Raw genomic sequence first — 23,261 nt, forward strand, 5'->3', positions numbered from 1 at the left:
TCCGTCGAAGCGCCGGTGCCGGGCGAGCGTGCGCAGGGGTTCCTTGCCGCGCCGGGCGGTGTCCTGGTCGGTGGTGGTGACGATGCAGCGGCCGCACATCTTGGTGACCCGGAAGGTGACCTCGCCGATGGCGATCCGGGACCAGTGGTCCTCGGCCCAGGCGTCGGTGCCGGAGACGACGACGTTCGGCCGGAAGCGGCTCATCGGCACCGGGCCCTCCTCGGCCCGGTCGCCCTGCGCTATCAAGGAGTTGAGCGCGTCCAGCGAGCCGAGCGTGGTGACGAGCAGCGGGTAGCCGTCGGCGAAGCTGACGGTCTCGCCCGGCAGCGCGAAGTCCGGGTCGACGGGCCGGCGGACGGCCGGATCGTCCATGTGGGCGAGGCGTACGCCGACACCCAGGTACGCGCTGCACCAGTCGTGCGCGGCCGCGTCGGCGAGGACGGCCTCCACCTTGTCGCCGAAGATCTCCACCGTCGTCGTACCGGTGGGTTCGGGCACGGGAACCGTCACGGGTCCGAGGTTCCCGCCGGACAGGCGAAGGCCGCCGCCGGAGAGTGTCTCGGCGGCGGCCAGTGCCAGACGCGGCTGCTCGCGTTGCGTGACGACCTTTCCCCCGTCGTCGATCAGGACCCAGCGTCGGTCTCCGGCCAGCCCCCAGGGCTCGACCTCGGCCTCCTGGAGCGATGTGCTCCGGAAGGCTTTGACCGGATGGACGTGAATCGAGTGCAGTGCCGCGTTCCCCATGACCGCCATGGTGCCAGGAAGCACCGACAGGCCGGTCAGGGAGTGTCAGTACCCGCGGTACTGCTGACCGTTGTACGGGTCCTGGTACGGAGCGGGGGCGGGCCGGGGAGCCGCGGGGCGCATGGCCTCGAAGCCCGTGCCGGCCGCCATCGGGCGGGGCTGCTGCGGCTGGGGGCTGGGATAGCCCCGGGGCGCGCCGGCCTGCTGCGGGATGTACGGCGCGGGGGCCTGCTGCAGCGGAGAGGGCTGCTGGGCCTGCTGATAGCCGTAGGAGGAGGGGCCGGACGGCAGCGCGGGGAGCGCGGACGGCAGGGCCGGGAGGTTGTTGCTGCCCGAGTCGTAGGCGGAAGGGACCCGGATCGGGGCGATCTGAGGAGTACCCCGTTCTGCGACGAGGGAGTCGTAGATCGGGGTGTCAGGGAAGGCGGAGTAGTAACCGCCGCCATAGGTGGAGCGGGGGGAGGTCATGGCCATAAGTTAAGCCCACGATGTGCTGGTTGGGGAGACCGATAAGAGGGTTGTTTTTCGGTGTCCGTGGTGACGCGGGATCCCCAATGCGAGCGAACTTGGCAAAAAAGGACGTCAAAGATGGTTGAGATCGTGTAAAGGCCGAGCCTCGGACGGGTTACCGGCGGTTGACCAGGATCTTCCTGCGAGAGTCATGGGACTCTGCGGACCCTGGGATTAGGTTTGGCGGGAACGGGGCCGGCGGTCCGTTCGGGACTCGCGCCGGCGCGGAGACACGCGATGGGGGCGTACATGTCAATGCCTAAGGGATCTAATGTTCCTGTCCCGACGAGCGCGCTCAGGGTGGAATTGGGGTGGCGTTCGGGACAGGGGGTGCCCGACGTCGATGCGTCCGCCCTTCTGCTGGTGGCCGGAAAGGTTCGTTCGGACGGCGACTTCGTCTTCTACAACCAGCCGGCGCACTCCTCGGGCGCCGTGCGCCACGAGGGCAAGCGGAACGACGGCGGTCAGGTGACCGACACGCTGTCCGTCGACCTCACGCGCGTGGAACCCGTCGTCGAGACCGTGGTCCTGGCGGCCTCCGCGGACGGCGGCCCCTTCGGGCGCGTCCCCGGCCTGTGCATCAGGGTGCTCGACGCACGCGGCGGCGCGGAGGTCGCCCGCTTCGAGAGCGCCGACGCGACCGTGGAGACCGCCTTCGTCCTGGGCGAGTTCTACCGGCGCCAGGGCGCCTGGAAGTTCCGCGCCGTGGGACAGGGCTACGGAAGCGGCCTCGAAGGGCTGGCCACCGACTACGGGATCACCGTGGACGAGCCGCAGCACGTGGCGCCTCCCGCCGCCGCGCCGCGGGGGCCCGCCACCCTCGTGCAGGTCCCCCCGCCCCCCGTGGCGCCCCCGGTCACCGTGCCGCCGCCGGTCGCCCCGCCCGTCACGACGCAGCCGCCCGCGGCCCCTCCGGCGCCCGTCCGCCTCTCCAAGGTGACGCTGACCAAGGAGGCGCCGTCCGTCTCGCTCTCCAAGCAGGGCGGCACCAGCGGTGCCATGCGCGTGAACCTCAACTGGGAAGTGCGCAAGCAGTTCTCGGGCTGGGGCAGCAAACGCGGCCGGGCCGTCGCCATGCACGCGGACCTCGACCTCGACCTGTGTGCGCTGTACGAACTGTCCGACGGCCGCAAGGGGGTGGTGCAGGCGCTCGGCAACGCCTTCGGGGCGCTGCACCAGCCGCCGTACATATATCTCGACGGGGACGACCGCACCGGAGCCGTGGCCGGTGGCGAGAACCTCACCATCAACCTCGATCACAAGCAGAGCTTCCGGCGCATCCTCATCTTCGTGACCATCTACGAAGGCGCGCGTTCCTTCGCCGATCTGCACGCCACGGTCACCCTCCAGCCGCAGAACGGCGCGCCCGTCGACTTCTCGCTCGACGAGTGCACGGTGCCCTCCACGGTCTGCGCGCTCGCCCTCATCACCGGCAGCGGCTCCGACCTCGTCATCCAGCGCGAGGCCCGGTACCTGATCCCCGCGCGCGGGGTGAGCCCGCAGCGCACCGTCGACCACGCCTACGGCTGGGGCATGAACTGGACGCCCGGCAGGAAGTGACCCCCGGCCCGGCGGGAGCCGGTCCTCTCGCCGGGCCGGGAACGACCGTCAGCGCCGACTCCCTCAGTTCTCCCAGTTCTCGTCGAGGGCGGCGCCGGGGCGCGCGTAGGTGCGGCCCTTCCAGGCCGCGCCGCGTCCCCTGTAGTGCTGCACCGCGGAGTCGACCGTCATGAGGAGGTACAGGAACGCGGTGACCGGCAGCAGGGGAGCGAGCACCGTGGGCTGCCGGTAGTGACGGAGCATCGGTACGTAGGTCGCCGTCATCACCAGCCAGGCGGTCCCTCCCGCCACCGCCGCCCACGGGTTCCCCGCGGCGAGGCCCGCCGCGAGGGCGGCCGGCGGAACCAGGTACACCACGGCGAGCCCGGCGACCGTCCCGGCGAGCAGCAGCGGGTTGTGCCGCAGCTGGGCGTACGCGCTACGCGAGACCATGCGCCACAGATCACGCAGCCGCGGATAGGGGCGCACGCTGTCCACCCGCTCGGCCAGCCCCAGCCAGATGCGGCCGCCGCCGCGCTTGACGGCACGGGCGAGCGCCACGTCGTCGATGACGGCATGCCGGATCGCGTCCGGGATCCGCGCCCGATCGGCGGTGTCCGCGCGCAGCAGGACGCATCCCCCCGCCGCGGCCGCCGTCCGCGAGCCCCTCAGGGCGATCCGGCGGAAGGGGTAGAGCTGCGCGAAGAAGTAGACGAAGGCGGGCACGACGAGCCGTTCCCACGGGCTCTCCACCCGCAGCCGCGCCATCTGCGAGACGAGGTCGAAGCCCCCCGTGCGTGCCGCCGCCACCAGGAGCCGCAGGCTGTCCGGGGCGTGCGCGATGTCCGCGTCGGTCAGCAGCAGATACTCGGGTCCCCGCGCGCGGGCGAGGCCGATGCCATGGCGCACGGCCCACAGCTTGCCCGTCCAGCCCGCCGGGGGCTCTCCCGGCGAGCCGACGGTGAGCGGCAGTCCGCCGTGCCGGCGCGCCAGCTCGCGGGCCAGCTCACCCGTGCCGTCCGAGCTGCCGTCGTCCACGAGGAAGACCTCGGCCCGCCCCGGGTAGTCCTGGGCCAGGAGCGAGGGAAGACTCCAGGGCAGGACGGCGGCCTCGTCCCGGGCCGGCACCACGACGCAGACGGAAGGCCATTCCGACGGCTCGCCGCAGGCGGGCAGCCGTACGTCCGTACGCCAGAAAAAGCCCTGGCCGAGCAGCAGCCACAGCCATGCGGCCAGTGATCCGACGGCGATCCACACGAGGGCGCTCACCCGTCGCAGTCTGCCCCACCGTGGTCGCCCGTAAGGGCGGATCGTCTATGGTGACCGGGTGAAGATCGCGCTCATGGACTCCGGAATCGGACTGCTCGCTGCTGCCGCCGCGGTGCGTCGACTGCGGCCCGACGCCGATCTCGTCCTCTCCTCCGACCCCGACAGCATGCCCTGGGGACCGCGTACGCCGGAGGACGTCACCGCGCGTGCCCTCGCCGTCGCCGAGGCCGCCGCGTCGCACCGGCCCGACGCCCTGATCGTCGCCTGCAACACCGCCTCCGTACGCGCCCTGACCGCCCTGCGCGCCCGCCTCGAACCGGAGGTGCCCGTCGTCGGCACCGTCCCGGCCATCAAGCCGGCCGCCGCGGGCGGCGGACCCGTCGCGATCTGGGCCACGCCCCTCACCACGGGCAGCCCGTACCAGCGCGGACTGATCGAGGAGTTCGCCGCCGGAGTGGCGGTCACCGAGGTGGCCTGCCCCGGACTCGCGGACGCCGTCGAGCACGCCGACCAGGCGGCCATCGACGCCGCGATCGAGGCCGCCGCCGCGCGCACCCCCGAGGACGTGAGGGCCGTCGTCCTGGGCTGCACCCACTACGAACTCGTCGCCGAGCGCATCCGCGCGGCCGTGCAGCGCCCCGGCCGCCCGCCGCTCGTCCTGCACGGTTCCGCCGGAGCGGTCGCCGCCCAGGCGCTGCGCCGGATCGGCGGGCTCCCGGACCCCGGGGCCCCCGCCACGTCCACGGTCACGGTGCTGCAGAGCGGACGCGAGAGCGCGCTGCCCGCCACGGCGCTCACCTACGAGGAAGGCCGCATCCTGGCGGCGGTCAGCCCCGCCCGCTGAGAGCCGGCGCCCGCGCTCCCGGCGCTCGGCGGAGTGACACTCCGCGATCCGGTGCCCGCGCAGCGAAACCTGAGTAGTCTCATGAGCATGAGGGACCACCCCCACGGCGAAGTCTCCCCGGATCCGCAGATCTGGACCGGGCGTGCGAGGAACCGCGTCCAATGGCTGCCCGCCATAGGCGGTGTGGCCTGTGTGGCCCTCGGGATCGAGCTGGCCGTCACGTCCGGCTGGACGTCGGGAACGGCGCCGCTGATCATGTCCGTCGTCGGATGCATCGCCGCCGGACTGCTCATCCTCTTCGGCACGCTCGCGTTCGTCCAGGTCGCCGTGAGGGTGGACGAGGACTGCCTGGAAGTGCGGTGCGGCCACATGGGCGTGCCGCGCCGCCGTATCCCGCTCTCCACGGTCGTCGGTGCCGACTTCGCTCCCCAGGTCACCCCGCGTCAGTGGGGCGGCTGGGGGTACCGCTGGCGGCCCGAGCAGGGGACCGCCGTCGTCGTCCGGCGGGGCGAGGGCGTGGTGCTGCGCCTGGGCGACGGTCATACGTTCACGATCACCGTGGACAACGCCGAGGCTGCCGTCCGGATCATCCGCGGCCGTCTGCGCCCGGACAAGTCCGGCGTGGCGCGCTGACGGCCGGTCAGGGCGTCGCTCACGTCCCCGGGCGGCCGTCGGAGTGCCGGGTCGTGGCCGGGACGTCGTCGGGTTCCTCCGAGGTGAGCGGCCGCGCGGTCGCGAACCCCGCCAGCAGTCCCGCACCCGCGGTCACCGTCATGAAGCTCAGCGCGTTGCCGACCGAGGCGACGGCGGCCACCGCCGTCAGGGCCGCGCCCGCCGTCAGCGCGATCGGTGTGGCACGCGGCGAGCGCAGAAGCGCGTACAGGACCCAGCAGAAAGCCGCCGCGAGCAGGAGCACTCCGGTCAGACCCTGCTCGGCGGCCTGCTGCAAGGGTGCGGAGTGGGGTTTGCCGTCGGGCAGCAGGGACCGGGCGACCGTGGGGCTGAGCTCTCCGTAACGGCCGGGCCCGACCCCCAGTCCGGGATCGGCACGGGCCATGCGCATCGCGTCCTGCCAGAGCAGGACGCGATGCGCGGTGAGCCGGCCCTCCAGGGACGAGGCCGGCCCGTCCGGCAGGGTGTTCTCCCCGATCGCCCAGGCCACCCCCGTCACCAGGGCCGCGGCGGCCGCGAACCCCGCCAGGCCGAGGGCCCTGCGGCGCGCACGGGCGGCGGCGAGCGAACACAGCAGGACCCCGGCGCAGGTGACGAGTCCGGTGGTGGATCCGAGGAACGCCGCCGTCACGGCGGCCCCGGCGGCCGGCAGACACAGCGCGAACCGCAGGACGGACGAGCGCGCGGCCCAGGCCGCGCAGCACGCGGCACCGCAGGAGAGGGCCAGCAGGGCCGCCGTGGCACCGGTGTGGCCGAGTTGCAGGCTGATCTGCGGGCCGGGTGTGGAGATCGCGAGGCCGAGCCCGGCCACCGCTCCGGCACAGGGGGCGGCCACCGGCAGGAGCGCTCCGGAGATCCGGCCCACCGCGTAGCCCGCCGCCACGGCGAGTACCGCCAGCAGCATGCCCTCGGGCCGGCCGTCGTGCGCGGCCGCCGTGACCAGCGACCAGGCGGCACAGGCCGCGAGCACGATCACGCCGGCGATGTCCGAGGCGCTGCGTCTTTCGGCCGTGGCCGCCGTCCCCGCGGAACCCACCCCCGTCGTCCCCCGACCCTGCCGGACCCCGGGCGCCGTCACCGCATCGGGCCGCACGTCAGAGGCTCGGCCACACCGTAACGGCTGGTGCGCCGGTTGGGGAGCGGTCGTGCAGAAACGTTGCGGCGGATCCGTGCGGGGGACCGGCCGAGCGGTGTTCCGTCCGTCGGGACCCGGAAGGCCGAGCTGTCGGCGCCCAGGTCAGGCGCCGTACACTCCCCGAGTGACCGCCACCGCAACCACCGTAGACGAGCCGGACCAGCTCGAACCCCAGGCCGTGCCCGCCCCGCGTGGGTCCGCCCTGGTGCGTCGCCTCGTTCCGGCCGCCGCCGCGGCGCTCTCCGGAGTGCTGCTGTACGTCAGCTTCCCGCCCCGCACTCTGTGGTGGCTCGCCCTGCCGGCCTTCGCGGTCTTCGCCTGGACCCTGCGCGGTCGCTCCTGGAAGGCCGGTCTCGGCCTCGGCTATCTGTTCGGCCTCGGATTCCTGCTGCCGTTGCTGGTCTGGACCGGCGTCGAGGTCGGCCCCGGTCCCTGGCTGGCGCTCGTCGCGGTGGAGGCGATCTACGTAGCGCTCGTCGGCGCGGGGATCACGTTCCTCTCCCGGCTGCCCGGGTGGCCGCTGTGGGCGGCGGCCCTCTGGATCGCCGGCGAGGCGGCACGCGCGCGTGCGCCCTTCGGCGGCTTCCCCTGGGGGAAGATCGCGTTCGGACAGGCCGACGGCGTCTTCCTGCCGCTCGCCGCGGTCGGCGGTACCCCGGTCCTCGGCTTCGGTGTCGTGCTGTGCGGCTTCGGGCTGTACGAGATCGTCCGTCTCGCCGTCGAGCGTCGCGGCACCGGAGTCCTGCACCGGGGCGCGGCCGTGGTGGCGCTGCTCGGCGTCGCCGTCCCGGTCGTCGGCGCGCTCGCCGCGCGGGTGCTGGTCAGCGACAAGGCGGAGGACGGCACGGCGACGGTCGCGCTCATCCAGGGCAACGTCCCGCGCGCGGGACTGGACTTCAACGCGCAGCGGCGCGCCGTCCTCGACCACCACGTGCGCGAGACCGAGCGACTGGCCGCCGAGGTCAAGGCGGGCAAGAAGCCCAAGCCCGACCTGGTGCTCTGGCCGGAGAACTCCTCCGACATCGACCCGTACGCCAACGCCGACGCCCGCTACGTGATCGACTCGGCGGCCAAGGCGATCGGCGCCCCCGTCTCCGTCGGCGCGGTCGTCGAGCGGGACGGCAAGCTCTACAACGAGCAGGTCCTGTGGGACCCGGCGAAGGGCCCGGTGGACACCTACGACAAGCGGCAGGTCCAGCCGTTCGGCGAGTACCTGCCCCTGCGCCCGCTGCTCGGAGCCATCAACAAGAACTGGACCAGCATGGTCCGCCAGGACTTCAGCCGCGGCACCGAGCCGGGCGTGTTCAAGATGAACGGCACCGGCGTCGGGCTCGTCACCTGCTACGAGGCGGCGTTCGACTGGGCCGTGCGCAGCACCGTCACCGACGGCGCGCAGATCATCTCGGTGCCCAGCAACAACGCGACCTTCGACCGCAGCGAGATGACCTACCAGCAGCTCGCCATGTCCCGCGTACGCGCCGTCGAGCACAGCCGCACCGTCACGGTGCCCGTGACGAGCGGTGTCAGCGCCGTGATCATGCCCGACGGGAGGATCACCCAGAAGACCGGGATGTTCGTCGCCGACTCGCTGGTCCAGAAGGTGCCGCTGCGTTCCTCCGAGACCCCGGCCACGAAGCTCGGCGTCCTCCCCGAGGCGCTCCTGGTGCTCGTCGCGGCGGGCGGCCTCGGCTGGGCGGCGGCGACGGCGCTGCGGTCGCGGCGGAACACCGGCGTCTAGGACGGACCGACGGCCTTCGCGTCACGCAGGAACACCAGGACCGCCGCCCGGCACCGGGCGGCGGTCCTGGTGTTCCTGCACGACGTGCCGAGGACGCCCGGTCCGGGACCGGGACCGGGGCCGGGACCGGTGCGCGGAACGGCCCGGCCGCGCGGATAGGGTCTGGGCCATGGCAACCCCCGACTTCATCCGCACCATCCGGGCCTTCGCGGGCCACCAGCTCCTCTGGCTCCCCGGAGTCAGTGCCGTGGTCTTCGACGACGAGGGCAGGATTCTGCTCGGCCAGCGCTCGGACAGTCGCAAGTGGGCGCTGATCTCCGGCATCCCCGAGCCGGGGGAACAGCCCGCCGCCTGTGCGGTGCGCGAGGTGTACGAGGAGACGGCCGTGCACATCGAGGTCGAACGCGTCGTGATGGTCCAGGCCGGGGGACAGGTGACCTTCGCCAACGGCGACGTCTGCCAGTTCATGGACACCACGCTCCGGTGCCGTGCCGTCGGCGGTGAGGCCCGCGTCAACGACGACGAGTCGCTCCAGGTCGGCTGGTTCTCCGTGGACGCCCTGCCGAAGCTGGACGACTACGCCCTCGTTCGGATCAAGCAGGCACTGCTCGACGAACCCACATGGTTCGAGCCCACGACCTGAAGGTGAAGTGTGTGGGCTGACCATATCGGTCGGGTCCTGGGTGCTGCCTAGGGTCGAGACATGACCGCGCCCAGCGCCCTCCCGGGCCCCCATGCCTCCGCACTCGACCTCGGCGGCCGTACCGCCCTCGTCACCGGCGCCGCGAGCGGCATCGGCCGCGCCTGCGCGCTGCGGCTCGCCGCCGCCGGAGCCAAGGTGAGAGCGGTCGACCGGGACGCCGGGGGCCTGGAAACCCTGGCCGAGCGGGCGCACGGCCTGACCGGGACGGTCGAACCGTGCGTCCTCGACCTCACCGACCTCGACGCGGCGGAGCAGGCCGCGGCCGGCACCGATGTCCTCGTGAACAACGCCGGACTGCAGCTGGTCCGCCCCATCGAGGAATTCCCGCCCGACATGTTCCACACGGTGCTGACCGTGATGCTGGAAGCGCCGTTCCGGCTCATCCGCGGAGCCCTGCCCCACATGTACGGGCAGGGATGGGGCCGCATCGTCAACGTCTCCTCCGTCCACGGGCTGCGCGCCTCCGCGTTCAAATCGGCGTACGTCGCCGCCAAGCACGGACTCGAGGGGCTCTCGAAGACCGCGGCCCTCGAAGGCGCCCCCCACGGAGTCACATCGAACTGTGTGAACCCCGCCTATGTGCGCACCGCGCTCGTCGAGAAACAACTGGCCGATCAGGCGCGCACGCACGGGATTCCCCGAGAACGCGTCCTGACCGAGGTCTTCCTGCGCGACAGCGCGGTCAAGCGCCTCATCGAGCCGGAGGAGGTCGCGGAGGCGGTGGCCTATCTCTGCGGTCCGCAGACGGCCTTCATGACCGGAACCTCGCTGGCCCTGGACGGGGGCTGGACCGCGCACTGAGCCGGAGCCCGCCCCGCTCGCGCCGTGCCCGCCCGGGTCGGTGGCGAGTTGTCCACAGGGCAGGGGCGCCGCCCGGCGGATGCGCGATCCTGTTGCCATGCCCCGCGATCACCTGTCATCAGCCGGGCGCTCCGCCGACAGCGCGGAAGCGCCGTTCCTGGAACTCCTGGCCAAAGGAGCGAGTGCCGACGCCTACGAGCAGCCGGTGCTGCTCGCCCGCGCCGAGGGCCTGCCCGCCCGGCGCGTCGCCGCGCTCGAACAGGCCAAACTGCTCGCCCTGCGCGTGCGCACGGAGATAGAGGGACGCCGCCGCCGCGAGGCCGAACTCTCCGCGCTCTTCGAGACCGCGCACGACCTCGGGGGCCTGCGCGACCTGGACGCCGTGCTGCGGGCGATCGTGCAGCGGGCCCGGTCGCTGCTGGGCACGGACATCGCGTACCTCAGCCTGAACGACGTGGCCAGAGGCGACACCTACATGCGGGTCACCGAGGGCTCGGTCGCCGCGCGCTTCCAGCAGCTGCGGCTCGGCATGGGGGAGGGACTGGGCGGACTCGTCGCACAGACGGCCCGCCCGTACGTCACCGACGACTACTTCAAGGACGAGCGCTTCCAGCACACCCGGACCATCGACGCGGGCGTGCAGGACGAGGGGCTCGTCGCGATCCTGGGCGTGCCCCTGATGATCGGGCCCCAGGTCATCGGCGTCCTGTTCGCGGCGGACCGCAGGGAGCGGGTCTTCGAGCGGGAACAGATCGCCCTGCTCGGATCGTTCGCGGCCCTGGCCGCGGCGGCCATCGACACGGCGAACGCGCTGACGGAGACCCGCTCCGCCCTGGACCGTCTGGGCCGGGCCAACGAGATCATCCGGGACCGCAGCGCGGCGATCGAGCGCGCCTCGGACGTCCACGACCGGCTGGCCGAACTCGTGCTGCGGGGCGGGGGAGTCCACGACGTCGCCGCCGCGGTGTCCGAAGTCCTGGACGGCGCCGTCGAGTTCACGGATCCGGGCGGCACACCGGCCGTGGCCGTGGAGGCGGCCCGCGCCGGCGGCCACGCCGTACGGCACGGCGACGACTGGGTCGCCGCGGTGGCGGCGGGAGGCGAACTGCTCGGCGCGCTGGTGCTGCGCGGGCATCCGGGCCTCGACCCCGTCGACCAGCGCACCCTGGAGCGCGCCGCGATGGTCACCTCACTGCTCCTGCTCGCCAGACGTTCGGCCTCCGAGGCCGAACAGCGGGTACGCGGTGAACTGCTGGACGATCTGCTGGACGCCCGGGACCGGGATCCGGGGCTGCTGCGCGAGCGCGCGTCCCGGCTGCACGCCGATCTCGACGGTCCCCACGTGGTGCTGGCGGCCCGGCTCGACGTCGTGGCCACCGACGCCGGCCAGGAGGCGGGCGCGCGCGGACGGCTCTGGTCGGCCGCGTCCCATCTCGCCGCCACCCGCCATGGACTGGCCGCCGCCCGTGACGGCGGCACCGTCCTGCTGCTCCCGCTCGGGCCCGGCGACACGGCGACGACACTGGCCCGCCGTACGGCCAAGGAGCTGGGCACCGCCGTCCAGGAGACGGTGACCGTCGGAGCCTCCGCGCCCGTCGACCGGCTCACGGCGCACCCCGAAGCGGTGGCCGCGGCGTACACGGAGGGGCAGCGCTGCCTGGAGGCGCTGCGCCTGCTCGGCCGGACCGGCGACGGCGCGGCCGCCGAGGACTTCGGCTTCCTCGGACTGCTGCTCGCCGGGGACCGGGACATCTCCGGGTTCGTCGGCCGGACGATCGGCGCGGTCGTCGCCTACGACGAACGGCGCGGCACCGACCTGCTGCGCACCCTCGACGCGTACTTCGCCAGTGGTATGAGTCCGGCACGCACGAAGGACGCCCTGCACGTACACGTGAACACCGTGGCACAGCGGCTGGAGCGGGTGGGGCGCCTGCTCGGGGACGACTGGCAGAGTCCGGCCCGCGCACTGGAGATCCAACTCGCGCTGAGACTGCACCGGCTGTCGTCGGGCGGACCGCGCTGATCCCCGCACGCGGCGTCGCGTGCGGGGATCGGGCGGCGCGGGCGCGTGGTCAGACCGTACGAGCGTCCGCCGGTGCGACCGGAGCCCGCTGATCGTCGTCCGCGGTGTCGACGGCGGACAGGTCGCGGTCCCGGGTCTCCTTGGCGAAGCCCACGGCGATCAGGGTCAGCAGAACGGACCCGATCACATAGAGGGAGACGGGAGCCGAGCTGTCGTACGAGGAGAGCAGGGCCGTCGCGATGAGCGGTGCGGGCGCGCCCGCCGCGACGGAGGCGAACTGGGCCCCGATGGAGGCACCCGAGTAGCGCATCCGGGTCGCGAACATCTCGGAGAAGAAGGCGGCCTGGGGCGCGTACATGGCGCCGTGCAGGACCAGGCCGACGGTGACGGCGAGAACGAGGTTCGCGAAGCCGCCGGTGTCGATCAGGGAGAAGAACGGGAACATCCAGAGGCCCACGCCCGCGGCACCGAGCAGATAGACGGGGCGGCGGCCGATGCGGTCGGAGAGGGCGCCCCAGGCCGGGATGACGGCGAAGTGCACGGCCGAGGCGATGAGAACGGCGTTGAGCGCGGTCTGGCGGGAGACGCCGGCGGAAGTGGTGGCGTAGACGAGGATGAAGGCGGTGATCACGTAGTAGCTGATGTTCTCGGCCATACGGGCGCCCATCGCGACGAGCACGTCACGCCAGTGGTGGCGCAGGACGGAGACCAGCGGAAGCCTCTCCGGCACGTCCGTACCGGCGGCCTTCCGGGCCTCGGCCCGCGCCAACGCCTGCTTGAAGACAGGCGATTCGTCGACAGACAGACGAATCCACAAGCCGACGACCACCAGTACACCGGAGAGCAGGAACGGGATGCGCCAGCCCCAGGAGACGAAGGTTCCGTCCGACTGCGTGGCGGTGAGCAGCGACAGGACACCGGTCGCCAGGAGCTGCCCCGCGGGCGCCCCGGTCTGCGGCCATGACGCCCAGAACCCCCGCCGCCTCGCGTCGCCGTGCTCGGACACCAGCAGGACGGCACCGCCCCACTCGCCGCCCAGCGCGAAGCCCTGCACCAGACGCAGCGCGGTGAGCAGGACGGGGGCCGCCACACCGACGGTCGCGTGCGTGGGCAGCAGGCCGATCGCGAACGTCGCCCCGCCCATCATCAGCAGACTCAGCACCAGCAGCCGCTTGCGGCCGAGCCGGTCGCCGTAGTGCCCGAAGACGAGCGCGCCCAGCGGCCGGGCCGCGAACCCGACGGCGTAGGTCAGGAAGGACAACAGCGTGCCGACGAGCGGTTCGGAGTCGGGGAAGAACAGCTTGTTGAAGACCAGGGCGGCGGCCGAGCCGTAGAGGAAGAAGTCGTACCACTCGATGGTGGTGCCGATGAGAGACGCGGCGACGATGCGCTTGAGGTTCACGGGTGGTGGGGGAGCGGTGGTTCCGGAGGCCATGTGCGCCACTTCCTCGTGTGCGGTGGGGACGGGTACGTGTCGGCACACGGTAGGAAGGCGCAGGTCAGGCGCACATGTGGCGGGGCACCATAGTTCGGGGGTTGGCTATGCGTGTGGCCACCATGCCAGGGTTGCGGAAGTCCGGTTCAGGGGCTCGTGGGTGGGAGCAGACTCGGCGCCGCCGAGACGACCGGCTGTGGCCGCAGTGCGGTTGCTGCTGCCCGTGGGGCTCTCCTCCGCCTGACCACCTCGCCCCAGGGCGTCGCAGGAGCAAACAAGGTGCGTGCAAGGGGTGTCGAGCCGTGGGGAGTGAGCAGCACTCGGCCCGGATCGAGCCGTAACCGTTCGGCTCGGATGCCGAAGGCTGCCGCGCCGTCCCGGTCGTCAACGTCCCTTCCAGCAGAGTTGCATACCCCACATTTCAGCCTGCGGGTGAGCGCTCATTCGATACGCCCCGTTGGACCCAGTAACCGGTGTCCCACCCGCAGACCGGTAAGTGAGGTTCGTGCATGCCAAAGATCGGTCCGAAACAAACCAAGCGGCGTCTCCCCGCCGCTGACTGCTGCCCGGATTGGGTGCACCTTTGCTCCCGTCAACTCAAAGACTGAGGACGGTCGCTTCATGGACTACTGCATCCCGTGCAGCCGCACGCTCAACGGCGCCGTTACCTGCCCGGAGTGTGGGGCATGCGACCCCGGCATGGCACAGCTGAGCGATTGGAGAGGCGGTGCTCCGGCCGTCGAGGCCGCGATGGCGGAGGTCCGCTCGAGCAGGGGACCGAGCTCTTCCGAGTCGCCCCTTCCCGGGTCACCGACCGACTCGCAAGACCTGTCGGCTGACCGCTGCGATCGTCCGGCGCGGCTGAAGAAGTATGCCGTCCGGTCTCTTGCCGCAGTCGCCTTCACCCTCCTCGGAGGCCTGGCCACCGCATCGATGTTTCCCCAGTCGACGGCCCCACGAGCAGCCTCGATCCCGGAACAGCCGTCCCCCGAAGAGCCCGGGGTCCGCGTTCCGGATGCACAGGCTTCACCGGAGCGTGTGACCACGCACCCGGCCCGAAAGGGCGTCCGGGACCGAAACGGTGACGGGATCCGGCGTCCTCTGCCGACGGCGACTCGCAGCACGTCACCGGTTTCTCGACCTCCCGCCACCACCAGTGCGCCGCCACCGGTGAAGCCGAAGCCGACCCCGCGAGCCTCCAGCAGTCGCCGCCCCAGCTCGCCCTCGCATGCGGCAACCCCTTCCGCGAGGCCCTCGGCCAGTTCCTCGGCCAGTCCTTCCGTCAGTTCTTCCGTCAGTTCTTCCGGCAGCATCAGCGCCTCTCCCACCAGGTAGCGGCTCACCGAGCAGCAAAGGGGAAGCCGGTGGCTGAAACGCTGGCCGGCTTTCGAAGTGGTCCGGGCCCAGGCCGTGTTGAGTTCGCGGCAGATGTGCTCGATGCGTCAGAGGACCTTGGTCGGACGGGCCGGGTAGTGACTGGACCGCTTGTGGGGCCGTTCATCTCTGTTCGTCGTCCCTCTGAGCCGCACAGCAGGCACCGGGCGCCGGCGAGTAGTCGGCACCGACGATTCGATGCCGGGAGCGTGCGATCGCTCACAGTTATGTTGTGCACAATCAAATTGCGCACTAGCGTCTGCTTGCAGTACACGACGAGAGGGAGGCGGCACAATGAATCCTGTTCGCTACGAGGACTACCGGCCCATCGAACGCCCTTCCTACCGGGAGGAGATGGAAGCGGTCATCGCCCAGGTGGCGCGTCGTACTCGCGCCTCGGTCGAGCGCGAGACCGTGGGCCGTGCTGTCCGCACGGCCCACGGCAAGACCTACGGCCTCCTCAAGGCCACGGTCACGGTTGGTGACAATCCTGGCTTCTACCGGCAGGGGATCTTCGCGCGGCCGACCGCGTACGACGCCGTCGTCCGCTACTCGAACGGCTTGGGCCACGACCGCCCCGACCACCAGCTGGGCGCGGCTTGCGGAATGGGCATCAAGCTGTTCGGAGTCGACGGCCCCTCGCTGCTGGACGACGAGCGAGACAGCGGCACCTTCGACTTCAACCTGATCAACAACGATGTCTTCTTCGCGAACACGGCCTACGACTACATGGTGATCGAGGATCTGTTCGCCGAATTGCCCGAGGCCCTCGTGGACCCGGCCCGCCGCAAGACCTGGATGGCGGAGTTCCTGACCCGCCGGATGACGCTCACCGATCCCGACACCTGGCTGTGGGACGAACTGCTCGCCATGTTGTCGTTCACCGGTGTCCCGCGCAGGAACCTGCTGTCGTACAGCTACAACAGCATGGGCGCCTTCCGGTACGGCGACCACATCGCCAAGATCCGTACCGTGCCGACCGCCGCGTCTCTGGCCTCCATCACGCAGCAGATCGTGGACGTGCGCGCGGACAATGAGGCATTCCGCCGCACCCTGGTGGCCGAGGCCGCGGAGCGAGACCACTCCTTCGAGCTCCAGGTCCAGCTCAACACCGATCTGACCCGTATGCCGGTGGACAACACATCCGTCAAGTGGCCCGAAGACCTGTCCCCCTGGGTGACGGTCGCCCGGGTGGATCTCCCGCGCCAGGCCATCGACGGGTACGACAACCTGGCGGCCGCCGACGCCACGTCGATCACGCCGTGGCGTACGCGCGAGGACCACCGGCCCATCGGCGAGATCCAGCGGGTGCGGCAGGAGGTGTACCGGCGCTCGTCCATCGAACGGCACCGGATCAACGGGCAGGAGCGGCGCGAACCGGCCGGCAGCGCCGAGCTGCTGGGCTGAGCCGCCTCGGTCGCGCCCGCCGCCGCGCAGGTTGCGGGACATGTGCTGCCAGTTCAGCACCTGCCGTGCTCTCGCAGGTGTTCCAGTGGCAGGCGGCTCAGCCCTTCGGGCGTCTCCTCGGGGGGCCCGGTGGCTGACGCCCTGGAGGGTCTCGAACCGGTGCGGCCCGTTGGTCCGCCGCCCGGTCTCCTGTGCGGCGGCCGGGCCGAACGCGCTGCACCTGCGTGCCGCGATCGCGTCGAACACGCCCGCACCCGTGGGGAGGCGCAGCCGGGTCGCGATCCAGCTCTTCATGTGGGGCTTGCCCGCTGTTGAACATGACGCCGGATTCAACTATAACGTTCGGAAGGCTGACTCCGTGTCGCTGCTGCGGCCGTGACTGACGTCAAAGGCCGCTCGAGGAGAGGGTTGATGAGCCATCTCCATAAGGCAGTTGGCGTTCGGCGCCCTCTGCCGGCAGTCGAGCCCGGCTCACGGCGCTCGGAATCCCGGCCCCGAAGCTCCCGGACGAACCGGACCAACAGGAAACAGTGAGGCGACATGAGGGAAGCAGTCATCGTTTCGACGGCACGGACGCCGATCGGAAAGGCCTACCGCGGCGCGTTCAACGACACCCAGGCGCAGGAGCTTGCCGCTCACGCCCTTTCGCACGCGGTGCGACGCGCCGGGCTCGAGGGAGGTGAGGTCGAGGATGTGATCCTCGGTTGCGCCGTGCAGCAGGGGGCCTCGGGTTTCAATGTCGCGCGTCAGGCCGCTCTCCGTGCCGGGCTTCCGGACGTCGTGTCGGGGATGACGATCGACCGGCAGTGCTCGTCGGGCCTGATGGCCGTGGCGACGGCGGCCAAGCAGATCGTCACGGACGGCATGCAGGTCGCTGTCGGTGGCGGTGTCGAGTCGATCTCCCTGGTGCAGAACGACCACATGAACACCCACCGCATGGCGGATCCCTGGCTGGTCGAGCACAAGCCGGGCATCTACATGCCGATGTTGCAGACGGCGGAGATCGTCGCCGAACGCTACGGCGTGAGTCGGGAACGTCAGGACGAGTTCGCGCTGGTGTCACAGCAGCGCACCGCGGCGGCGCAGGAGGCCGGCCGGTTCGACCGGGAGATCGTCGCGCTCACCAGTACCAAGAAGGTTCTCGACAAGCAGTCCGGGGAAGTGCGGGACGAGGAGTTCACGCTGACCCGGGACGAGGGCAACCGCGCGTCGACGACGCTCGAAGGCCTGGCCGGGTTGGCCCCGGTGCTGCCCGACGGCCGGGTGAGCGCGCGTTCCAGCGTGACGGCGGGCAATTCCTCGCAGTTGTCGGACGGGGCTTCGGCGTCGGTGCTGATGGAGTCGAGGGAGGCCGAGCGCCGCGGACTGGAACCGCTCGGTGTCTACCGGGGTATGACCGTTGCCGGATGCGGGCCGGACGAGATGGGCATCGGCCCGGTGTTCGCCATTCCGAAACTGCTGAAGCAGCACAACCTCACCATCGACGACATCGGTCTGTGGGAACTCAACGAGGCGTTCGCTTCCCAAGCGTTGTACTGCCGGGACGAACTGCACATCGATCCGGAGCGGTTCAACGTCGATGGCGGCGCCATCTCGGTCGGTCATCCGTACGGAATGACCGGTGCCCGGCTGGTGGGGCATGCCCTCGTCGAGGGGAAGCGCCGGGGTGTTCGGTACGTGGTGATCTCGATGTGTGTCGGCGGCGGAATGGGCGCAGCCGGACTGTTCGAGGTCGTCTGAGGTCCCCGTCCCTGCTGGAGAACGTGGCTGCCGTCGGATCGCGCGGCAGCGGGCCGATCGTGAGGAGAGACGTGGACACCGTGTCGAAGTCGGCGGCAGAACCCCGAACCGCGGTCCTGGTGGACTTCGGTGGGGTCATCACCTCCAGTGTGCTGCAGGCTTTCACCGCCTTCGGCGCCTCGCTGGGCGGCGACCCGCGCCTGCCGCTCGACCTCCTCGCCCGGGACCGGCGATCACGCACCCTCCTGGCCGATCACGAGTGCGGCCGTCTCGACGCCGGGGGCTTCGAGCGGGGATTCGCCGAACGCCTCCGCGTCCACGGCGCAGACGTACCGGCCGAGGGGCTCACGGCCCGGATGCAGGCGGGCATGTCGATCGACCAGGACATGCTCGCGCTGCTCGGTGATCTTCGAGCCGCCGGCCGTCCCGTTGCGCTCGTGTCCAATTCGTTCGGTACCGGAACCTACGACGGCGTCGACCTCTCCGCCGTTGCCGATGCGGTCGTGATCTCCGCGGAGGTCGGGATCCGCAAGCCCTCCCGGCGGATCTACGCGATCGCATGTGAACGCCTGGGCATCGACCCCGAGGAGGCGGTCATGATCGACGATCTGCAGCAGAATCTCGACGGAGCGGCACGGATCGGAATCGAGGGCGTACTGCACACCGGCGCCGCCGACACTCGCCGCCAGCTCGCCGAACGCTTCGGGATCATCGCCTGATCGCCGATTCGGCGGGGGTGGGACCCGCACGGCCACCTGCTCGCGTCCTCGGCAGGCCGCCCACGATCAGCGATTTCGATCCTGTGTGCCGCCACGCGCCGTCACCGTCGACAGCCTTGCGCTACGCGGCGTCAGGGATCAGTCCCACGTTTGTGACTGTGGCGTCGGATTCAAGTACCGTTTCCGGAATGGACACCACTGCGCCCGAGGAGATCGACGGCGAGTACGCACCTCCCATGGCGCCCCTCTCGAACCTTCGCGAGCCACCTGCGACGAAGCGCGGAGCGCGGACACGGGCCGCATTGGTGAAGGCCGCGCGGACGGTGTTCGAACGGGACGGCTACCTCGACACTCGCCTGACCGACATCACCAAAGAAGCTCAATGCGCGGCAGGATCCTTTTACACCTACTTCGCCAACAAGGAGGAGGTGCTCGCCGCCGTCCTCCTGGAGGCGCAGGAGGACATGATGCACCCCGGCATGGGCCGGGTGCAGGGTACCGACGATCCCTATGCGGTACTCGAGGCGAGCAACCGCGCGTATCTCGAGGCGTACAAGCGGAACGCGAAGCTGATGGCCCTTCTTGAGCAGGTCGCACAGGTGGAGCCGGAGTTCCGCGAGTTCCGGAGCCGGCGCGCCGACGCGTTCATCCGCCGCAATGCCCGCGGCATCGCCGACCTGCAGGCGCGGGATGTCGCAGACCGTGGGGTCGATCCGATGATGGCCTCCCGTGCCCTGTCGGGCATGGTCAGCGTCTTGGCCTACAACGCCTTCGTGGTCGGTGAACGGCAAGAAGAAGGTGCACCGGTGGACTTCGAGGAGCTGGTGTCCACGGTCACCCGTCTCTGGGCGAACGCCCTGCGGTTCCCCGGCCACCGCTGACCCCGGCGGCTCGGACCGCCTGGCCCACCGCACCCGGTATCACCGGGTGCTTCTCATTTCTCGGCTCCCTTTGCCGTCCCCTCCGCGGGAGGTGGGCGGCCTTCTCCGCGCGTCGTCGTGCACCCCACTGTTGAACTTGACGCCAGATTCAATTATAAAGTTCGACAAGAGCATGGTCACGCAGGCTCGCGGCCGTGCCCCGGCTTCGCACGCCCCGCCACGGAGAGGGTTCGCCGAGACCGTTGCCCGAGGAGCGGCCGTCGTCACCGGTGGTGGCGACTGCATCGGCAGCGCGCGGGAGGCGCCGGAGAGAGTCCACGCCGACCATCCGGGAAGCGCCGTCAACGCGACTTTCCCTTCCCACCGTCAGGAGTCCGGATGTCCCTGTTCGAGATACGGGATCGCGCCAAGAAGTACCAGGCGGATCTGCTCGAGTTCATGGATCTGCACGTCTACCCCGCTGAGGCGGTGTACCACGCGCAGATGCGCGCGTCGGGTGACCCGCACTTCCACCCGCCGATCATCGAGGAACTCAAGGCGGAGGCGCGAAGGCGCGGACTCTGGAACCTGTTTCACCCGCACCCGGAGTGGGGCCCCGGGCTGACGAACCTCGAGTACGCGCCGCTGGCGGAGATCATGGGGCGCAGTCACATCGCCCCCGAAGCGTGCAACTGCAACGCTCCCGACACCGGGAACATGGAGGTGCTCACGCTGTTCGGCAGCGACGAGCACAAGGAGAAGTACCTCAAGCCCCTGCTCGACGGCACGATGGCCTCGGCCTTCGCGATGACCGAGCCGCGTGTCGCCAGCTCCGACGCCACCAACATCGAGTTGCGGATGGAGCGCGACGGCGACGAGTACGTGCTCAACGGCCGCAAGTGGTTCGCCTCCAATGCCCTGCACCGCAACTGCAAAGTGCTCATCGTCATGGGGAAGACGGACCCCGGCGCTGCTCCGCACCGGCAGCAGTCGATGATGGTCGTGCCCATCGACGCTCCCGGGATCACGGTGATGCGCGGCCTGCCGGTGTTCGGCTACCAGGACCGTGAGGGGCACGCCGAGATCGACTTCGCCGACGTACGGGTGCCGGCCAAGGACCTCCTCAAGGGTGAGGGCGAGGGTTTCGCGATCAGCCAGGCCCGGCTCGGGCCCGGTCGTATCCACCACTGCATGCGGGCCATCGGCGCGGCCGAGCGGGCGCTGGAGCTGATGTGCCGGCGCGCGCAGTCACGGGTGACATTCGGCAGTCCGGTCGCCGAACGGTCCAACATCCAGGACTGGATCGCGGAGGCGCGCATCGACATCGAGATGATCCGGCTGCTCACGCTCAAGGCCGCGCATCTGATGGACACGGTCGGGAACAAGGAAGCGCGCACCGAGATCGCGGCCATCAAGGTGGCCGCCCCGAACATCGCTTTGAAGATCATCGACCGCGCGATCCAGGTACATGGAGCAGCCGGCGTGACCGAGGACTTCCCGTTGGCGATGATGTACGCGCAGCTGCGGACACTGCGGCTGGCGGACGGCCCCGACGAGGTCCACAAGCGGGCCATCGCCAGGCAGGAACTGCGGCGGTACCGCGACGGGGCCACCACGGCGGCGAGCGGCACGGACACCCCCGGCGGCCACGAGGCAGGGGTGAACTGACATGACAGGGCTGGACCTCAGCGGCCGCACCGCCGTCGTCACGGGCGCCTCCCGCGGTATCGGATTGGCGATCGCCCAGGCCATCGCCGCCGTCGGCGGAAACGTCGTCCTCACCTCCCGGTCCCAGGAGGCGGCGGACGCCGCGGCGGCCCAGGTCGGGGGAACGGCGATCGGCGTCGGTGTGCACGCGGTCGACGAAGAAGCGGCCCGGCGCTGTGTCGATCTGACGCTCGAGCGCTTCGGAAGCCTCGACATCCTCGTCAACAACGCGGGGACCAACCCGGCCTTCGGGCCCGTCGTCGACCAGGACCACGTCCGGTTCGCCAAGACCTTCGACGTGAACGTGTGGGCTCCTGTCCTGTGGACGGGGCTGGCCGTGCGGGCCTGGATGGGCGAGCACGGCGGCGCGGTCGTCAACACCGCCTCGGTCGGCGGCCTGACCTTCGAGGCGAACATCGGGTTGTACAACGCGTCGAAGGCCGCACTGATCCACCTCACGAAGCAACTGGCCCTGGAACTCTCGCCCAAGGTCCGCGTCAACGCGGTGGCGCCGGGTGTGGTGCGCACGAAGCTGGCCGAGGCTCTGTGGAAGGACCATGAGCAGGCCCTGTCCGCCGCGACGGCACTCGGGCGCATAGGGGAGCCGGCCGACATCGCCTCGGCGGTCGCGTTTCTCGTCTCGGACGCCGCGAGTTGGATCACCGGCGAGACGATGGTGATCGACGGCGGCCAACTCCTCGGTGACGCGCTCCCGTTCAGGCAGGGAGCCGACACCGGTGTCTAGGACCTGGTCGGCCGGTCACGCCGCAGACGCAGCGCCGGGCAGGCGCCGTTCCTCTCCTGCGACTTGACCGGCCGGACAGGCCCTGGCCCGGCCTGGCCAGCGTCGTGATCGAGGCCGAGGCGCGTCACCCCCGTGGCCGCTGCTGCCCTGAGGCAGCTCCGTGAGGAGGCCATCGGCGTGGAGGCGGCGGGCGAGGTCGATGGCGGCGCTCGGCGCGGGGTGTCCGGGGAGTGAGGCGTCGTCGGGCGGAGCCGGTCCTGTCGCCTCCGCCCGTGCCGGGCGTTTCAGCCGGGCGGCGCCGACAGATGGATCAGGATGCCGCACACCTCGTCCACGATCTCCCGGGCTTCCGTCTCGTCCCCGCAGTCGCCCAGCTCGCGCGCCGTTCCTCCGATGACGGTGGTCAGCACGCTCACCCTGACCCGGCCGGCGCGTCGCCGCTCGTCGATCTCCAGGAGCCGGGCGTTGCGCCGTACCCACGCGCGGTCCCACTGGCGGCGCAGCGCGTCGAAGCCCGCGGGGCCGTCGTCCTCCACGAGGAGTCTGCCGAGCCTCCGGTTGTCCCAGGCACCCTCCAGGTAGGCCCTGGCTCCCGCCACGAAGAGGGCGACGGGGTCCTCCACGCCGCGGTTGCGCTCGGCGGTCAGTGTGGCCGCGGTTCGGCGCTCCTGCTCCTCCCGGAACTCCTCCCACAGGGCGAGGTACAGCCCTCGCTTTCCGCCGTAGTGCTGGAAGAGGCTGCCCACCGGGATGCCGCAGCGCGCCGCGATCTCGGTGAGACCGGCGTCGGTGTAACCGCGCTCGGCGAACACCTCCAGCGAGGCGTCGAGCAGCGTGCGCCGGAGGCTTCCGTCCTGCCCGGCGTATTCCTCGGACAGACCCATGCCCCCCTGGCCGCCCGGCAGCTGACGTACCGCTTCGGTCCCGTCGGACTCCACCGTGCCGCTCATTCGCCTTCCCCGCCTTCCTCGGCCCCGTCGCGGATGGCGAGGGCGACCAGTAGTTCCAGGAGGTCGGCGATCCGGCGCGGATTGCGGCCGGTGCGTTCCTCGATCCGGCGCAACCGGTAGTGCGCCGTGTTGTGGTGCACCCGCAAGCGCTCGGCGGCCAGCCGCAGGTTGAGGTCCGCTTCCGCGAAGGCCCGTATGGTGGCGGCCAGCGTGTCGCCACGTCTGCGGTCCTCCTCCAACATCGACCGCACCCGGGGATCGACCAGCTGGCGCGCGAGGTCGTCGGCGCGCAGCGCAAGGTAGTCGAACGGGGACAGCCGCGGCAGTGCTGCCACCCCGCCCCCGC

The 23,261-nt window shown here is 71.0% G+C and carries 20 protein-coding genes; 13 read left to right on the top strand and 7 right to left on the bottom strand.

Features of this window, described 5'->3' with window-relative positions:
• Together CW362_RS36325 and CW362_RS36330 are read right to left on the bottom strand one after the other, a co-directional pair.
• On the bottom strand, window positions 1-744 hold a 744-nt coding region (locus tag CW362_RS36325), incomplete at its 3' end, for an MOSC domain-containing protein (protein ID WP_103553885.1).
• A gap of 45 nt (window positions 745-789) precedes the next feature.
• Window positions 790-1,212: a DUF6643 family protein gene (locus CW362_RS36330; protein WP_103553886.1), complete on the bottom strand. Its 423-nt coding sequence runs from the start codon at window positions 1,210-1,212 to the stop codon at window positions 790-792.
• 291 nt (window positions 1,213-1,503) lie between these two features.
• Here CW362_RS36330 and CW362_RS36335 point away from each other — a divergent pair, with 291 nt between their 5' ends.
• On the top strand, window positions 1,504-2,814 hold the full coding sequence (locus CW362_RS36335) for a TerD family protein (protein ID WP_103553887.1): 1,311 nt from the start codon (window positions 1,504-1,506) through the stop codon (window positions 2,812-2,814).
• A gap of 63 nt (window positions 2,815-2,877) precedes the next feature.
• Here the strand turns inward: CW362_RS36335 and CW362_RS36340 are convergent, their stop codons facing one another.
• Window positions 2,878-4,062 (bottom strand): glycosyltransferase, encoded by a 1,185-nt coding sequence (locus tag CW362_RS36340; protein WP_206301171.1) that lies wholly within the window; start codon window positions 4,060-4,062, stop codon window positions 2,878-2,880.
• Window positions 4,063-4,120: 58 nt separating this feature from the next.
• Here CW362_RS36340 and CW362_RS36345 point away from each other — a divergent pair, with 58 nt between their 5' ends.
• On the top strand, window positions 4,121-4,906 hold the full coding sequence (locus CW362_RS36345; protein ID WP_162684347.1) for a glutamate racemase: 786 nt from the start codon (window positions 4,121-4,123) through the stop codon (window positions 4,904-4,906).
• A gap of 87 nt (window positions 4,907-4,993) precedes the next feature.
• The gene (locus CW362_RS36350; protein ID WP_103553890.1) at window positions 4,994-5,539 is read left to right on the top strand and encodes a hypothetical protein; all 546 of its coding nucleotides are present in this window, start codon (window positions 4,994-4,996) and stop codon (window positions 5,537-5,539) included.
• 19 nt (window positions 5,540-5,558) lie between these two features.
• On the opposite strand, the gene CW362_RS36355 is transcribed toward CW362_RS36350, so the two are convergent.
• The gene (locus CW362_RS36355) at window positions 5,559-6,614 is read right to left on the bottom strand and encodes an O-antigen ligase family protein (protein ID WP_240658232.1); all 1,056 of its coding nucleotides are present in this window, start codon (window positions 6,612-6,614) and stop codon (window positions 5,559-5,561) included.
• Between the two features lie 223 nt (window positions 6,615-6,837).
• Between CW362_RS36355 and lnt the strand changes: the two genes are divergently transcribed.
• From lnt to CW362_RS36375, 4 genes are all read left to right on the top strand, one after another.
• Window positions 6,838-8,451: an apolipoprotein N-acyltransferase gene (gene lnt, locus CW362_RS36360; protein WP_103553874.1), complete on the top strand. Its 1,614-nt coding sequence runs from the start codon at window positions 6,838-6,840 to the stop codon at window positions 8,449-8,451.
• 169 nt (window positions 8,452-8,620) lie between these two features.
• A complete protein-coding gene (locus CW362_RS36365) occupies window positions 8,621-9,094 on the top strand; it encodes an NUDIX hydrolase (RefSeq protein ID WP_103553875.1) in 474 nt (157 codons plus the stop codon).
• 60 nt (window positions 9,095-9,154) lie between these two features.
• Entirely contained in the window at window positions 9,155-9,955 is an 801-nt protein-coding gene (locus CW362_RS36370) for a 3-hydroxybutyrate dehydrogenase (protein WP_103553876.1), read from the top strand.
• Between the two features lie 97 nt (window positions 9,956-10,052).
• The gene (locus tag CW362_RS36375) at window positions 10,053-11,978 is read left to right on the top strand and encodes a helix-turn-helix domain-containing protein (RefSeq protein ID WP_103553877.1); all 1,926 of its coding nucleotides are present in this window, start codon (window positions 10,053-10,055) and stop codon (window positions 11,976-11,978) included.
• A 49-nt stretch (window positions 11,979-12,027) separates the two neighbouring features.
• Here the strand turns inward: CW362_RS36375 and CW362_RS36380 are convergent, their stop codons facing one another.
• A complete protein-coding gene (locus CW362_RS36380; RefSeq protein ID WP_103553878.1) occupies window positions 12,028-13,413 on the bottom strand; it encodes an MFS transporter in 1,386 nt (461 codons plus the stop codon).
• Window positions 13,414-15,081: 1,668 nt separating this feature from the next.
• Here CW362_RS36380 and CW362_RS36385 point away from each other — a divergent pair.
• From CW362_RS36385 to CW362_RS36410, 6 genes are all read left to right on the top strand, one after another.
• Window positions 15,082-16,194 carry a catalase family protein gene (locus tag CW362_RS36385; RefSeq protein WP_103553879.1) on the top strand — a complete coding sequence of 371 codons (1,113 nt, stop codon included), beginning with the start codon at window positions 15,082-15,084 and terminating at the stop codon, window positions 16,192-16,194.
• Window positions 16,195-16,734: 540 nt separating this feature from the next.
• The gene (locus CW362_RS36390; RefSeq protein WP_103553880.1) at window positions 16,735-17,934 is read left to right on the top strand and encodes an acetyl-CoA C-acyltransferase; all 1,200 of its coding nucleotides are present in this window, start codon (window positions 16,735-16,737) and stop codon (window positions 17,932-17,934) included.
• 71 nt (window positions 17,935-18,005) lie between these two features.
• Window positions 18,006-18,653, top strand: coding sequence for an HAD family hydrolase (locus CW362_RS36395; RefSeq protein ID WP_103553881.1), 648 nt, complete (start codon window positions 18,006-18,008; stop codon window positions 18,651-18,653).
• Between the two features lie 188 nt (window positions 18,654-18,841).
• A complete protein-coding gene (locus tag CW362_RS36400; RefSeq protein ID WP_103553882.1) occupies window positions 18,842-19,534 on the top strand; it encodes a TetR/AcrR family transcriptional regulator in 693 nt (230 codons plus the stop codon).
• 378 nt (window positions 19,535-19,912) lie between these two features.
• Window positions 19,913-21,181: an acyl-CoA dehydrogenase family protein gene (locus tag CW362_RS36405; protein WP_103553883.1), complete on the top strand. Its 1,269-nt coding sequence runs from the start codon at window positions 19,913-19,915 to the stop codon at window positions 21,179-21,181.
• A 1-nt stretch (window position 21,182) separates the two neighbouring features.
• The gene (locus tag CW362_RS36410; protein WP_103553884.1) at window positions 21,183-21,965 is read left to right on the top strand and encodes an SDR family oxidoreductase; all 783 of its coding nucleotides are present in this window, start codon (window positions 21,183-21,185) and stop codon (window positions 21,963-21,965) included.
• Window positions 21,966-22,249: 284 nt separating this feature from the next.
• On the opposite strand, the gene CW362_RS36415 is transcribed toward CW362_RS36410, so the two are convergent.
• Together CW362_RS36415 and CW362_RS36420 are read right to left on the bottom strand one after the other, a co-directional pair.
• A complete protein-coding gene (locus tag CW362_RS36415; RefSeq protein WP_206301173.1) occupies window positions 22,250-22,915 on the bottom strand; it encodes a TetR/AcrR family transcriptional regulator in 666 nt (221 codons plus the stop codon).
• Window positions 22,912-23,261, bottom strand: a 350-nt coding sequence (locus CW362_RS36420; RefSeq protein ID WP_206301174.1) for a helix-turn-helix domain-containing protein, incomplete at its 5' end; no start/stop codon positions are given. The genes CW362_RS36415 and CW362_RS36420, both read right to left, overlap by 4 nt.

The organism is Streptomyces populi, from assembly GCF_002911015.1.
Lineage (GTDB): Bacteria > Actinomycetota > Actinomycetes > Streptomycetales > Streptomycetaceae > Streptomyces > Streptomyces populi.

Coding starts and splice junctions, on each gene's coding strand:
- CW362_RS36375 (WP_103553877.1), top strand. CDS start 10,053: ATGCCCCGCGATCACCTGTCATCAGCCGGGCGCTCCGCCGACAGCGCG.
- CW362_RS36390 (WP_103553880.1), top strand. CDS start 16,735: ATGAGGGAAGCAGTCATCGTTTCGACGGCACGGACGCCGATCGGAAAG.
- CW362_RS36415 (WP_206301173.1), bottom strand. CDS start 22,915: ATGAGCGGCACGGTGGAGTCCGACGGGACCGAAGCGGTACGTCAGCTG.
- CW362_RS36410 (WP_103553884.1), top strand. CDS start 21,183: ATGACAGGGCTGGACCTCAGCGGCCGCACCGCCGTCGTCACGGGCGCC.
- CW362_RS36335 (WP_103553887.1), top strand. CDS start 1,504: ATGTCAATGCCTAAGGGATCTAATGTTCCTGTCCCGACGAGCGCGCTC.
- CW362_RS36385 (WP_103553879.1), top strand. CDS start 15,082: ATGAATCCTGTTCGCTACGAGGACTACCGGCCCATCGAACGCCCTTCC.
- CW362_RS36370 (WP_103553876.1), top strand. CDS start 9,155: ATGACCGCGCCCAGCGCCCTCCCGGGCCCCCATGCCTCCGCACTCGAC.
- CW362_RS36330 (WP_103553886.1), bottom strand. CDS start 1,212: ATGACCTCCCCCCGCTCCACCTATGGCGGCGGTTACTACTCCGCCTTC.
- CW362_RS36400 (WP_103553882.1), top strand. CDS start 18,842: ATGGACACCACTGCGCCCGAGGAGATCGACGGCGAGTACGCACCTCCC.
- CW362_RS36350 (WP_103553890.1), top strand. CDS start 4,994: ATGAGGGACCACCCCCACGGCGAAGTCTCCCCGGATCCGCAGATCTGG.
- CW362_RS36380 (WP_103553878.1), bottom strand. CDS start 13,413: ATGGCCTCCGGAACCACCGCTCCCCCACCACCCGTGAACCTCAAGCGC.
- CW362_RS36405 (WP_103553883.1), top strand. CDS start 19,913: ATGTCCCTGTTCGAGATACGGGATCGCGCCAAGAAGTACCAGGCGGAT.
- CW362_RS36365 (WP_103553875.1), top strand. CDS start 8,621: ATGGCAACCCCCGACTTCATCCGCACCATCCGGGCCTTCGCGGGCCAC.